This window comes from Nonomuraea polychroma, assembly GCF_004011505.1.
Taxonomy (GTDB): Bacteria; Actinomycetota; Actinomycetes; order Streptosporangiales; family Streptosporangiaceae; genus Nonomuraea; species Nonomuraea polychroma.
Window position 1 is genome coordinate 10,028,862 of sequence record NZ_SAUN01000001.1, and the last position, 12,732, is coordinate 10,041,593.

The 12,732-nt window shown below is 69.0% G+C and carries 10 protein-coding genes; 6 read left to right on the plus strand and 4 right to left on the minus strand.

Annotation, left to right across the window (positions count from 1 at the left end; translation table 11 throughout):
• The first annotated feature begins 14 nt into the window (after nucleotides 1-14).
• Nucleotides 15-1,313, plus strand: coding sequence for a hypothetical protein (locus EDD27_RS46500; RefSeq protein ID WP_127938930.1), 1,299 nt, complete (start codon nucleotides 15-17; stop codon nucleotides 1,311-1,313).
• A gap of 527 nt (nucleotides 1,314-1,840) precedes the next feature.
• Here EDD27_RS46500 and EDD27_RS46505 read toward each other — a convergent pair.
• Nucleotides 1,841-2,110 (minus strand): GntR family transcriptional regulator, encoded by a 270-nt coding sequence (locus tag EDD27_RS46505; protein ID WP_127938932.1) that lies wholly within the window; start codon nucleotides 2,108-2,110, stop codon nucleotides 1,841-1,843.
• A 51-nt stretch (nucleotides 2,111-2,161) separates the two neighbouring features.
• Nucleotides 2,162-3,757 carry a hypothetical protein gene (locus EDD27_RS46510; RefSeq protein WP_127938934.1) on the minus strand — a complete coding sequence of 532 codons (1,596 nt, stop codon included), beginning with the start codon at nucleotides 3,755-3,757 and terminating at the stop codon, nucleotides 2,162-2,164.
• 477 nt (nucleotides 3,758-4,234) lie between these two features.
• On the opposite strand from EDD27_RS46510, the gene EDD27_RS46520 reads away from it, so the two are divergent.
• On the plus strand, nucleotides 4,235-5,167 hold the full coding sequence (locus EDD27_RS46520) for a GNAT family N-acetyltransferase (protein WP_206641960.1): 933 nt from the start codon (nucleotides 4,235-4,237) through the stop codon (nucleotides 5,165-5,167).
• A gap of 96 nt (nucleotides 5,168-5,263) precedes the next feature.
• Here EDD27_RS46520 and EDD27_RS46525 read toward each other — a convergent pair whose 3' ends face one another.
• On the minus strand, nucleotides 5,264-7,744 hold the full coding sequence (locus EDD27_RS46525; RefSeq protein WP_127938936.1) for a tetratricopeptide repeat protein: 2,481 nt from the start codon (nucleotides 7,742-7,744) through the stop codon (nucleotides 5,264-5,266).
• 194 nt (nucleotides 7,745-7,938) lie between these two features.
• Between EDD27_RS46525 and EDD27_RS46530 the strand changes: the two genes are divergently transcribed.
• From EDD27_RS46530 to EDD27_RS46540, 3 genes are all read left to right on the plus strand, one after another.
• A complete protein-coding gene (locus EDD27_RS46530) occupies nucleotides 7,939-8,394 on the plus strand; it encodes a carboxymuconolactone decarboxylase family protein (RefSeq protein ID WP_127938938.1) in 456 nt (151 codons plus the stop codon).
• Nucleotides 8,395-8,475: 81 nt separating this feature from the next.
• Nucleotides 8,476-8,928 carry an iron chaperone gene (locus tag EDD27_RS46535; protein WP_127938940.1) on the plus strand — a complete coding sequence of 151 codons (453 nt, stop codon included), beginning with the start codon at nucleotides 8,476-8,478 and terminating at the stop codon, nucleotides 8,926-8,928.
• Between the two features lie 201 nt (nucleotides 8,929-9,129).
• Nucleotides 9,130-9,801 carry an acetoacetate decarboxylase family protein gene (locus EDD27_RS46540; RefSeq protein WP_241564622.1) on the plus strand — a complete coding sequence of 224 codons (672 nt, stop codon included), beginning with the start codon at nucleotides 9,130-9,132 and terminating at the stop codon, nucleotides 9,799-9,801.
• Between the two features lie 127 nt (nucleotides 9,802-9,928).
• On the opposite strand, the gene EDD27_RS46545 is transcribed toward EDD27_RS46540, so the two are convergent.
• Nucleotides 9,929-10,588 (minus strand): DUF4386 family protein, encoded by a 660-nt coding sequence (locus EDD27_RS46545; protein WP_164904098.1) that lies wholly within the window; start codon nucleotides 10,586-10,588, stop codon nucleotides 9,929-9,931.
• A 154-nt stretch (nucleotides 10,589-10,742) separates the two neighbouring features.
• Here EDD27_RS46545 and EDD27_RS46550 point away from each other — a divergent pair, with 154 nt between their 5' ends.
• Complete coding sequence (locus EDD27_RS46550) at nucleotides 10,743-12,731, plus strand: sensor histidine kinase (RefSeq protein WP_127938944.1); 1,989 nt, start codon at nucleotides 10,743-10,745, stop codon at nucleotides 12,729-12,731.
• Nucleotide 12,732 lies beyond the last annotated feature (1 nt).

Genomic DNA, 12,732 nt, shown 5'->3' on the forward strand with positions numbered 1-12,732 from the left:
TCGACGGTTCCTGGATGGAACCGCTGTGGCGGACCGCCCTCGCGCTCACTGGAGATCCGGCCCAGGCCCACCGCCTGACGGCTCAGGCTCTCGCGCGTCACGGTGACTCGCGCGACGCGTACTTCACCCTCTACAGGCGTTTCCTGTCCCCCTTCCGCCGCTGGCGCCGACCTGTGGTGGCTGGGAGGCGTTCACGGCGTGAGTGGGCTGCCGCGGTTGGCCTGCGTCACGACGAGTGGTCGGCCGAGAATGTGGCTGACCTGCTCGGGTGGCGAGTCGCCAAGGTCGGGCGGCTCGCCGCAGATGCCTCGGCTGCCTCGGCCTCGGTGGTCGAGGAGACGCCACAAGGGCTTGAAACAGGTCCGATTCGCGAGCTCGTGGAGAGCTACCGGAAAAGGCGCTTCGCCGCAGCTTGTGCAGGAGTCGTGGGCACCGTCACAGCGTTGTTCCTTGCCGCGCTTCTGTTGTCGCCGGAGGCACCCCGGAGAGCTGAGTACCCGCCGCCGTCCGAGCCGTACGTGAGACCCACCCTGGCCAGAGACCTCCCGACGGGACCCGGCGTGGCTGTCCGGTACGCTTACCGCCTTGTCGATCGCTATAACGAGACTGGGTACCAGGATTCGTGGGCGGTCGTTACCGCGTCCGGCGAACGCAGGGTTCTGGCCGGCCTGCGTGGAGACCTCCTGAAGGTCAGCCACGACGGTCGCAAGATCGCTCACCATGACAGCGAAAAGAGCGAGCTCACGCTCATGGACGTGACGAGCGGGTGGACCAAGAGGCTGCCCCTCCAAGCGGACAGGTTCGGCGGCCTGACGCTGGACTTCTCCCTGGATGGCCGCTACGTCGCGTTTCAGGCTGACGAAGACCCTATCGCCGTGATGGATCTCCGCCATCCCGAAAAGCTGGTCACGTACCCGGACGAAATGATCACGAGCTGGACCTCGCGCGGCCTGATGACCATGGACGATGACCGGGAGAACGGCTGGCTGAGGCGACCGGACGGCTCCAAGAAACGGATCGACACCTACCTTGCGGACCCTGTGTTGGTGTCGAGCGACGGCTCTATGTACGCCCACGCGGACGATCGGGAACCTGAGGTGTACCTGGGAAGCCTCGACGGTGACGGAATGGATCGCACCATCACGCTCAAGGATGACAATGTGCTTGGCGTGGAGCGGTGGGTCGGGTCATCGGCGGTGATTGTCAGCATGCACCACGGCGGCTATCGGCTGATCGACGTGAGGACGGGCAAGGTTCGGCCCATCGAGATCGATGAGGGCGGCTATCCAGAAGTGGTGTTCGGCAAGCTGTAGTCATCCAGCGGAGCGGGCTTGAGGGCGCTGTGCGGCAGCGGTAACGCCTTGGGCGCTCTTGGTGCGAAGGCGGGAGATCCGCTTCTTGAGGTCCGGAGCTGTTGAGAAGAACAACTCGTTCGTGATGTTGCTCGCCGTCCACCGCACGCGCAGCTCTTCCATGCGGGTCTTTGCGCCCTCGTACTCTGGCTGGGCCGGGTACTTGGGCAGGGGCAGCGGAGGCGGCGAGTCCCGGATGGGCACCGCGGTCGTCGACGAGCTGGAACGGCTGATCGTTGATCGTGCTCATGAACTACTGCGGGATGCGAAGCGCTACCACCAGCAATATTTTTAAAGTGCCGAACGGCTGCTGCGGCATCGGCGGTACCGGTGTCAACATAAGTGACTCGTCCGAGTGGTCCAATGCTTGTCCGACAGGTCTGACGCAGACCGGAGACCGACAAGATCAGTTACTGCTCAAGACCACTTCACCCATCGGTTAGGTGGACAAGGGGCATCGGAACATCCGGCACTGGCCGCTGCGCCCCCTACTCGCCGCCCGCTTCACTCTCGGCGGCGGCTTGGAGCTTCTCTGCAGCTCCCGGAAGTACGTAACTCCCCGTGCCGGGCTCCGTCTCCACGAGGCCCGCCTCGCGGAGCGCCCGGTGCACTTTCTGAGCGACGGTGTTGCTCATCTCGAACTCGGCCATGAGTTCGTGCACGGTCGGCACCCTGTCACCGGCGGCGAGCTCGCCGGTACGGATCCGGTCACAGATGACCGCGTAAGCCTGCCGCCACTTCGATCGACGCGGGTGCATGCGATCAACCATGGCGGGATTTTTGGCGGCCGGCGTAACCGACGGCCATCGCTACGCCGCTCTTTTAGCCGGATAGATGAGAATGAGATCCTCGCCTGGACGCGTATACAGGCGCAGCCGGTAGATGCCAGGACCGCTGCGCGCGAGATTGGGGAAGCGCACCTTGCTCGCCGACAGCATCTGCATCACCAGGTGACCCGAATCGCTGACGATGTCCGCCTCGACCACCTCGTCCCAGCCTTTGCGTCGTAGGGGCGGCGGGGCCGAGCGTAGCGCCTTCGCCGTGACGCAGGTCGCCCAGTCCTGGCTGGGTGTGAAGATCAGGGCCAGCTGACCGCTGGTTCCCAGGGTGTCGAACGATTCCGCATTCCAGATCACCTCGGAATCTTCCTCGGTGTCCGCTTCCGGGTCCCAGATGCCGTAGGGCTGGGCATCCCAGTCGTAATAGGACGCGGTCGCCTGGAATCGAGTACGCAGCGCAGGCCACGGGTCGCGGCACAGGGCGTCCTCCTTGCGCGCCTCGCGCGCCAACTGTTCGCGCTCGATGTTCTCCTTCTCTGCCTGCTGCTGGTCTATCTGAGCGGACGACAGCAACAGATCCGGATATTTCCGTCCGATCACTTCCGGGCAGAGCAGCGCGAGCAGCGCAGGCCGAGCCTTGACCGGCTCCCCGGCTGCGAACCTGGTGCACGCATCTCTGCCCTTGCCCAGCAGTTCCTGGTCCGAGACATACCGATCAGGCTTGCTCACGCTGCACAGGTAGGCCCGATCGCGCTCGTGGGCCGGGATATCCGCGACACGTGGCGGTTCCGACCACGCCCAACAATCCAAAAGCTGATCGCTCTGCCAGGTGTAGGTGAGACGTGGACCGCCCTCGGGTCCGACGACCATCAGCAGGAGGACCGCGCCCACAGCCGCGACCGCTGTGGGCACTCGCAGAGGCGCCTTCTGCCTCGGCTCACGGTTCAGTTCATGCGCCGTGCGCGCCAGCCAGACGACGTAGAGCACATCCATCGCCTCGGCGATCGACTCGATCGTGCTGCCCCTCGTCAGGCCGTCTACGAGCTCTACCAGGAAGGCACTTGCGAATGTGCCCAGACCGACAAGGAGCGTCACCCGGCTCCAGCGTCCGTCGCGCCGCTGAGCGAGCAGGAGCATCACCATCACGACGAACGTGGCCACCCCCACGGCCATGAGAGTCGCTCGGTAAGCCGGACTCACGAAGAGCTGGAGCTTTGAATCGTCCGCCAGGCCGCTCGCGAGCGATATGGCCGGTTCCACCAGTCCGAGCAGGAGCAGAGCCAGTCGGAAGGGCCGACCTGACCCGGTGAGCACCACCGTGAGCAGCACGAGCGCAGGCACCCAGAGTGCCAGCCCGATGACCGTCTCGACCAGGCCTGGGAGGAAGGAGGGGATCAGCAGCCACAGCACGTTGACGTACAGCAGCAGCCGTAGCCCCGTGGCCGCCCGACCCATCGGCACGGCCGTAGGCGCGGGTCCCCGCAAAACCTGCCACAGCATCCACGAGTTCACCAGCCCAAGCAGCAGCAAGCCGCCCAGCACCGGCACCAGAGGAGACTTCCCGACGATCTCGTCGGGCGGGTACCACATGGTGGCCAGCCATGCGGGTGTCGCGGTGCCGATCACCAGGCTGAGGATGATCGAACCGAGGGTGATGGCTAAGGAGGCAGAAGCCGCCAAACGGTATATGCGCACAATGAGGCTTGATCGTAGTACGACCGAGTAATGCTCTCGCTGAGGTCGAGTGGGGTTCCCCGGAGCTGAGTTGCAAGAAGCGGCGGCTGATTTTGCGTGACCTGGCGCTTGTGCTCGCGCGGTCGGTTACGTTGCTGCTCTTGACCTTCAAGAGCCCGTCGACTTGTGGGCCGAATACCGTGTGAAGCCCCGTTGCTATTGCGTGAAGCGAAGCGCTACCACAGCAATATCTTTTTAAGTGCCGAACGGGTACTGCGGGATCGGCGGGACGGGCGTGGCCTGTCCAGTCTGCCTGACGTCGGGTGAGGCATGATCGCCCGGGCCTGAGCCCCGGCGAGGCGACTCCAGTCTGGCTGACATCGGATATTTAGCTGCAGTGGTGGACAAAAGGTTCGCTAACCTCTTCGGGTGATCTCCTACCGTGCGATCGTCCCTGCGGACCTCCACCGCGTGACCGCTTGGGTCGTGACCGAGCCCGTCGGCTGGATCGCCGCCGACCGTTACCTCGCGGAACTGGCCGAGAACATGTACCGGCCGGAATGGACGTGGATCGCCGAGGTGGGCGACCGGGTCGTGGGACGGGCTCTGTGGTGGGGGCCCAGGGACAGCGCGTACCCGGTCGCGCTCGACTGCCTCGACGTGGATCCCGCCGTGGGTGAGCGCACGGCCGTCGCCGCTGAGCTGATCAGGGCCGCGCTGGCCGGGTTCCCGCGGCCGGTGCAGTACGCGATCAAGGCGGCCGGCGGCTGGCGCGACGATCCGGCCACCTCGGCGGCCGTGGAATGGCGGCGAGCGGCAGCACATGCGGCCGGCCTCACCCGGGAGGTGGAGCGGCTGCAGTTCGAGTGGGCGCCGGCCGACGGGGTGCCTCCGGCGACCGGCGCACTGCGGTTCGCCGAGGCGTCCGACGAGGAGTTCCTGGCGGTGTTCACGAGAATCGCCGAGGGCAGCCTGGATGCCCAGACCCGGGCGAGCGTGGCGGCCAAGGGAGTGGAGGCGACCGCGCGCAAAGAGATGGACTTCTATCTCGGGGCGCCGGGCAAGCGGGCGTGGTGGCGGATCGCCTACACGCAGGAGGGCGAGGTGGCGGGCATGGCGATCCCCTCGGCGACGCCGTACAGCGTGAACGTGGGGTATCTCGGGGTGGTCCCGGAGTTCCGGGGGCGCGGGTACGTGGACGAGGTGCTTGCCGAGATCACCCGCCTCCACGCGGCCAACGGAGAGTCGCGCATCACCGCCACCACCGACGTGGGCAACGCGCCGATGGCGGCCGCGTTCCGGCGCGCCGGATACCGCAACACGGAGATCCGGATCAACCTCTCCAACGACTTCCAGTCCTAAGGACTTGTTGCCGGGAGTGAAGCACTGACGCCGGCAGCTCTGGAAGATCCGCGGCGGCCTCAGGGCGGACCCGCGGCGTCCCGACCGGCGGTGTGATCAGTAGGCTCCGGGATTGAGCTCATGCAGGAGGGCCTGCCCCGCTGCGCGGTGTTCGGCGGCCGTGGCCGGGTCCGTCCCGTCGAGCACGATCGCGATCCCCTCGTGGGCCAGGGCCTCCGCGTACCGGTTGCCCAGTTTCGGAGCCACCTCCAGCGCCTGCCGGTGCAGCCGCAGGGCCTCCTCGGGCAGGCCCGCCAGCCGGCAGGTCTCGCCGTAGCTGTTGAGGAAGTGGATCTTCCAATGTTCCTCGAAGAGCTCGTCCAGCAGCGCGAACGCCTGCCGATGGCTGGCCAGCGCCTCTTCGTAGCGGCCCATCTGCCGCAGCGCGACGCCCAGGCAGTTGAGGCACCAGGCCTCGTTGTGCTTGTGCCCGTCCTCGCGGGCCAGCGCCAGCGCCTCCTGGAGGTGCTCCACCGCTTCGCCGGGCTCCTCATGGGCGATCGCCACGCCGAGGGTGATCCGGGCGGTCAGCGGGAGTCCCGACGCCGGGTCGGTGTGCGGGATGTCCAACGCCTGCCGGGCCAGCCGCGCCGCCTCCTCGCGGTGTCCCAGCTGCAGCATCGCCCAGGCCTCGTACGCGGTCGCATGGGCCGCGCCCATCGGGCAATCGGCCTCCGTGTACAGCTTTCCCGCCAGCCGGAAAAGCTCGAGCGGCTCCTCGACGTACCCCTCGTCCCACTTCAGGTAGCCGCGGCGCATGATCAGCTCGGCCTCCAACCGGGTGTCTCCCGCCTGGGACACCAGCGGTGCCGCCGCCTCGTACGCGGCCTCGGCCTCCGCCATCCGGCCCGCGTTGTACCGGGCGAAACCCAGGTCGCTGTGCGCCTCGGCCAGCTGCAGCGGATCGCCCAGGCGCCGCGCGGCGGCCAGTGACCGCTCGAAGAGGACATTGAGGTGCGTGGTGCCGCAGCGCCGCGCGAAGAAGGTCCGCATGAAGCGCGGCAGCTCGCACGCATGGGCGTCGGCTCCGGTGGCGGCGGCCACCTCGAAGGCGGCCATCAGGTTCGAGTATTCGGTGACGAACCAGAAGAGGGCCGCCTTTTTGTCGGTGAACCGCGGCAGCTCGGCGGGGGGCCGGCCCGCGGAGGCCGCCCGGCTGCGCGACAGGAGCGGCATCGCGGCGTCGGCGGCGGCCGCCGCGTGCACGTAGTAGTCGAGCACCCGGCCCAGCGCCTGCTCCCGCTCCGCCGCAGAGTCCTGCTCCTCAGCGGCTCGGCGCGCGTGCTGGTGCACCAGGTCGTGCAACCGGTACCGGCCGGGCGCCGGCTGCTGGACGAGGTGCGCGTCGAGCAGGTCCTCCAGCATCGCCCGGGCGCTGCGCAAAGGCACGTCCGCCAGCGCCGCCGCCACGTACTCGTCGAAGGAGGAACCGAGCAGCAGGCCCAGCAGGCGGAACAAGCGGCGCTGGCCGCGGTCCAGCTGCCGTACGGACATGGCGAACGCGGTGTCGAACTCGTTCGCGCCCTCCCGCATCCGCTCGACGAGGATGCCCACGGTCCAGCCCGGCCGGTGCCGCAGCCGGGCCGCGGCCAGCCGCAAGGCCAGCGGCAGATGGCCGCACAGCCGTAGGACCTCGGCCGCGGACTCCGGGTCGCGGGCCAGCCGGCCGTCCGGGCCGCTGGGGTCGCCGCTGGCGCGGGCCAGCAATTCCGCACTCTCCTGGGGGGTCAGCACGTCCAGCGACACCGGGGGCACCTCGTCCAGGCCCAGCAGCCGGTTGCGGCTGGTGATCAGGGCGACGGAGGCGCCGGCGCCGGGCAGCAGCGGGCGGACCTGGTCGGCGTCGGCGGCGTTGTCGAGGACCACGACGGCCCGCCGGCTCGCCAGTTCTGACCGCCAGCAGGCGGCCAGTGGCTCGATGCCGCCCTCCTGCGGGATCTTTTCTGAGGGGACGTCGAGCGCGGCGAGCAAGGTCCGCAGCGCGGGATCGGGATCGAGCGGTTCCCGCCCCTCGGTGAAGCCGTGCAGGTCCAGATAGAGCTGGGCGTCCGGGTAGTCGGCGGCCAGCCGGTGCGCGGCGTGCACCGCCAGGCAGGTCTTGCCGACGCCGGCCATGCCGTCGATGGCGACCACCCGGCTGCTTTCCACCGTGGCGAGCACGGCGGCGAGCTGGGACTGGCGTCCGGTGAAATCGGGCGCGTCGCGCGGCAGATCGTTGCGCGACGGGCGCGGGGCACCGGCGGGCGGCGACGGCGGCTGAACCTGGCGGCTGGTCTTCGGGGGCGCCGGCAGCGGGTTGGAGGCGCGTTCCCAGAGCGGGCGCAGCGGTCGGGGGTCGCGCTTGACGAGGCGGCAGAGCGCGATCACCGCGGACCAGGGCGGCACCGTCTGGCCGCTGAGGTAGCGCGACAGCGACGACGAGCTGAGAGCCGTGTCCCGCGCGAGGGCTCGTACGCCGAGCCCGGACAGCTCCTGGAGCATACGCAGCCGGGCGGCCAGCTCGTCCTGCGGATCGGCCTTCGCCGTTCGCTGCTGCACAACCACAGATCCCCGCCTCCCTGTCCCGTCCCGGCGGAAACTTCCCGGGCCGGGTCGCCGCTGGTCAAGCCTGTTTCGGTTGTCCCACGGTGTCCCACCGCCGTCGTCATCGTAAGCCCGCTCCGCTGTGATGGAGTCACGCCCCGAGAGAACGGGGCGCCGACCCGGAAGACCCGGAAGAGGAGAACACCGAGATGCAGTCCCGTATGCAGAACCCCGCCTTCGTCCTGTCCGGCGCGATGCAGCCCATCCAGGAGATCTTCAAGGCCGTGCACTCCGGTGGGATGGACGGGCAGACGCTGGAGCTGGTGCATCTGCGGGTCAGCCAGATCAACGGCTGCAGCGCCTGCGTCGACGGCGGCGCCAAGACGGCCCGCAAGGCCGGAGTGAGCGACGAGAAGCTGGCCACGGTCGTCGCATGGCGGGAGGCCCCGTACTTCACTGAGGAGGAGCGGGCGGCGCTCGCGCTGGCCGAGGCCGCGACGCGGCTGGCCGATCGTCCCGACGCGGTGAACGACGAGATCTGGGACGCGGCCGCCACCTACTTCGACGAGAAGCAGCTGGCCGCGATCGTCCTGATGATCGGCGTCACCAACATGTTCAACCGGCTCAACGCCACGACCCGCCAGATCGCCGGCGCCTGGGGCTGAGGGGCCGGAGAAGCCGCCGCAGCGGTGCCCTCGCATGACAATCCTCACCATTAAGCCGCATAACGGAAGGAACCCACAGTGATGGACACGAAGAAGGCCAACAGCACGTTCGACGGATTCACCGACGATGAACGAGCCGCGATGAAGGAGCACGCCCAGGAGCTGAAGACGGCCGCGCGCCGCGGCTCGCGCGCGACCAAGGCCGACGGGGAGCATGACGTGCTCGCGAAGATCGCCGAGATGGAAGGAGAGGACCGAATCCTCGCCGAGCGGATCCATGTCATCGTCAAGGCCAGCGCGCCGGCCCTGTCGCCGAAACTCTGGTACGGGATGCCCGCCTACGCCAAGGACGGCAAGGTCGTCTGCTTCTTCCAGAGCGCGACGAAGTTCAAGGCGAGGTACGCGACCCTCGGCTTCAACGACCCGGCGAACCTCGACGACGGCACGATGTGGCCGACCGCCTTCGCGCTGACGGAGTTGACCGACGAGGACGAGGCGAGGATCGGCGCGCTCGTGCAGCGGGCGGCGAGCTGAGGCCCGAGCGCGCCCCGGCCATGGCCCGCTTGGCCGGCCCGGTCGCGCGCGGGGGCCACGCTTTTCCCCTGGAGCCAGGAAGTTCGTTTTCGAGCGGACGAGTAACTGCGAACCGGGGGAAAAGTCATTATTTGTGTCATTGTTCGCGTTGAAGACGTCACGTAAGTTCCGGCTATGCGTCGTCGATAGCAGGGGGGAATCGTGCCCGAACTCGTGGCACCTCAGCTCGTCGTCAACAGCCGGATGATCTACTTCGGGTGGGTGCCGGCCGAACCCGATGCCGTCGCGGCACTCGTGCCCGACGGTTTGAAGCCGATGGCCAATCGGCAGGTCTTCATGAACCAGTACGTCGTCGACCGGCCCGAGCAGACCTCCGGGTTCGGTGCGTACTCGCTGACGTATATCGGACCCGATCTGGAGGATGCCTACGCGCCCGACGGCGTGACCCCCGGCCGCTGGTGGACGCACTATTTCAACTCGAGCGCGGTGGTACGCGAGTACGCGGCCGCACGAGGTGTGCCCGCCACCCCCGGTCGTACGACGATCGAGGTCGAAGGGAAGACACTGGTTGCGACGACCGAGTCCGACGGTGTGCCGGTGATCCGTACAACCGCACGGGTCGGGCACACCGGCACGGAGGTCAGCCGCGGACAACTGCGGTACATCACCGAGGTGGGCGGGCAGAGGATCAGCGGAATCTACCCGTTCGTGGCGGAGCCGGTCGATCCGTTTGAGATCGTCTCGCTGGAGTTCCTGGATCCGAGTCACTCCGTCTACGCGCTGCGCCCCGCCGACCCCCTGCAGATCGTGTGGGGCTTCTACTCGCCCCGATCTTCCTTCACCTACCCCGGCGGGGAGTCGGTGATGGATTGACGTGAGCCACAGCCCTCTCCTCCCGGAGGGGGCTGGTACTCGCAGGGGTGTTGCTTGCGGCGGCTGCCGGCTTGCGTGCCGGCACATGGCCATGGTGAGTCTTCTCGGCGGGCTCGGGGGACCGGTGTCAGATGAGGACGGCAGGCTTTGCCTCGGTCTCGGCGACGAGCCGGCCGGCCAGTGGCAGGAAGCCCGCCAACTGCACCACGCCGCCCAGGATTGTGACGGCCGGGGGGAACTCTCCGCTGGACAGGACGAAACCGCCCACCAGGAGCGCGGCCGTCCAGCGCGGAAGGACGCCGGTACGCAGGATCGCGGCGGCCAGCACGACCAGGCCGATCAGGACTGAGGCCAGCATGGCCAGCATGACGAAGTCGAACCACGGGGAGCTCTGGTACCGCTGGTAGGCCGCGGCGGCCTCGGCGATGACCGGGCCCTCGGGGGCCAGGCCCAGGACGAGCGGCCGCATGCCCGACACGACCAGGCCGAGTGCACCGGCCAGGCCGAACAGCAGACCGGAGATCGTCGCGGCCAGCGGTGCCCGGCCGCGCAGCACCCGCATCACGGCCAGGCCCAAGGGGATGAAGCAGCCGACGAAGACCATGTAGAGCAGCGTGCTGATCGCGAAGTTGCTCCGGTTGGCGGCCACTTGGGCGAGGTAGTCCGCCGCCTCGGTCCTGGGGAGGCCGACCTTTTCGACGAGATGCCACACTGCGCCGGCGAGCGGGCCCCCGATGATCGCCGCGGTGAGCAGGAAGGGCCTTCGGGGGGTGGGGGACGTGCTCATGGTTGGTACTCCTCGGTAGATCGCGGTCCATTCGCCGCATGCCGAGAACAATCGCGCAGTCTTGTCCCGGGCCGCCTGAGCCGGCAGTCTCCCCTTCGAACAAGGACAAAATGTCCCGTGTAGTTGGGACATCGCATAGCGGACAATTCTCCCTATGCGTTCGCGTCTGGTGATGATGGGGGATTCGGTCGCGGGTGCCGCCGCCGCGGCGACGCTGGCCGGATTCGTGCTGCGGCTGCAGTCATCGGCGGGGTTCGCCGACGACTACTGGTTGTGGATCTCCGTCACGGCAATGGTGTACGGCGCGCCCGGCGCGTTCCTCATCCGGCGCGGCCGGACGATTCTGGGCTGGCTCTTCGTCGCAGTGAGCGCGAGCGCCGCCACGAGCGCCTTCACCGGCGAGTACGCCACCGCCGCGGCCGGCCGGGGCTGGCCCGGCCACCTGATCATGCTCTGGCTGTCGGTGTGGAGCTGGTTGCCCGCCTACGTGATCGTGGCCGCCGTCGTCCCCTACTGGCTCCCCTCGGGTGAGCGGCCGACGGGGGTGTTCCGCCCGCTGATGTACCTCGGGTGTGCCTCTGTGGTGGCCGGATCGGCCGCGTGGGCGCTGCTGCCGTGGCAGCACAGCGACGATCCGGCGCTGGCCGACAGCGGGCTGGCCAGCCCCTTGAGCGTCGCGGGAGCGGAGGCGCTGCTGCCCGTCTGCTTGGTCATGGTCGCCGTCGCGGCGCTGGGCGGGCTCGCGTCCCTGGGCGTCCGCCTGCGCCGAGCCGAGAGCGACGAACGCGGCCAGCTGGCCTGGGTGGGCGCGGGCATGGCAGGCACTGTGCTCCTGCTGGTCGCCGCCCAGACGGTCGAGGCCCGCGGTGCGGGGGTCCTGCTGGCGGCCTCCGCCCTGCCGTTGCCGATCTCCGTGGTGCTGGCGATCCAGCGGTACCGGATGTGGGACATGGAGACCGTCCTGCGCCGCGGGCTGGTCTGGGCGCTCATGTCGGCGGAGATCGCGCTCTGCTACGCGGTGGTCGTCGCGCTGCTCGGAGACCTCCTCGGGCGTAGTGTGGGCGCTCCCCTCGTCGCCGCGGCGGTGGTGGCCATCAGCGTGGCTCCCGTCCACAGGCTCCTGCAGAGAGGGGTACGGCGGTTGTTGTACGGCGACGCCGCGGACCCGTACGACGCGCTGGGGCGGTTGGGCGCCACCCTGGAGACGGCCGCGGCCCCGGCGGAGGCGCTCGAACGGCTGGCGGGCGATGTGGCCAGGATCCTCCGTGTTCCGGCCGTGTGGGTTCTGGTGCTGGACGGGCCGGAGTCCCGCCACGGAGAAGAGCTCGGCGCGGACCCGGTACGGGTGCCCTTGGTGCATGCCGGGGAGGCGGTGGGAGAGCTGCTGCTGACCCGGCCGCGCGCCGGGGAGTTCCGTCCCGCCGAGGCGCGGCTGTTGCACGTTCTGGCCCGGCAGGCGGGTGCGGCCGCGCACGCCGCCCGGCTTGCCGCGGACCTGGACCGGTCGCGGCGGGCGCTGGTGACCGCGCGTGCCGAGGAGCGCCGCCGGCTGCGCCGGGACCTGCACGACCAGCTCGGGCCGAGCCTGTCGGCCGTACACCTGCAGCTGGAAACCCTCCGCGACATGGTGGCGACCGATCCGGCCGGTGCCGGCGCCCTTGCCGACCGGTGCGCCACGTGGCTGGCCGGTGCCGTGGGCGACGTTCGGCGCATCGTGGACGGTCTCGGCCCGTCCGCCTTGGACGATCTCGGCTTGGCGGAGGCGCTCCGCGCACAGACGGCGGGCTTCAGCCGGCCCGGACTGGCGGTCCGGTTGCGCCTGCCCGAGGAGGGCCTGCCTCCGCTTCCGGCCGCCACCGAGGCGGCGGTCCTGCGCATCGTCGGCGAGGCGCTGGCCAACACCGCCCGGCACGCGCGTGCCAGCGGCTGCGACGTAGAGGTGGAGCTGGCGCCGGACGCCCTGCATTTCTCGGTACGAGATGACGGCGTGGGCGTAACAGGCACCGGCGCCGGGTGGCGCGTTGGCGTGGGCCTGGAGTCGATGGCCGAGGCCGCCGCCCAGCTTGATGGGAAATGCGAGATTCTTGCTGCAGCCGGCGGCGGCACCGAGGTCCGCGTGCGGTTGCCGAGAGTCGAGGTGTGAC

Excerpts from the sequence above, each read along its gene's own strand:
- EDD27_RS46530 (WP_127938938.1), top strand. The coding sequence starts at position 7,939 with ATGCAGTCCCGTATGCAGAACCCCGCCTTCGTCCTGTCCGGCGCGATG.
- EDD27_RS46550 (WP_127938944.1), top strand. The coding sequence starts at position 10,743 with ATGCGTTCGCGTCTGGTGATGATGGGGGATTCGGTCGCGGGTGCCGCC.
- EDD27_RS46535 (WP_127938940.1), top strand. The coding sequence starts at position 8,476 with ATGGACACGAAGAAGGCCAACAGCACGTTCGACGGATTCACCGACGAT.
- EDD27_RS46545 (WP_164904098.1), bottom strand. The coding sequence starts at position 10,588 with ATGAGCACGTCCCCCACCCCCCGAAGGCCCTTCCTGCTCACCGCGGCG.
- EDD27_RS46505 (WP_127938932.1), bottom strand. The coding sequence starts at position 2,110 with ATGCACCCGCGTCGATCGAAGTGGCGGCAGGCTTACGCGGTCATCTGT.
- EDD27_RS46500 (WP_127938930.1), top strand. The coding sequence starts at position 15 with ATGGAACCGCTGTGGCGGACCGCCCTCGCGCTCACTGGAGATCCGGCC.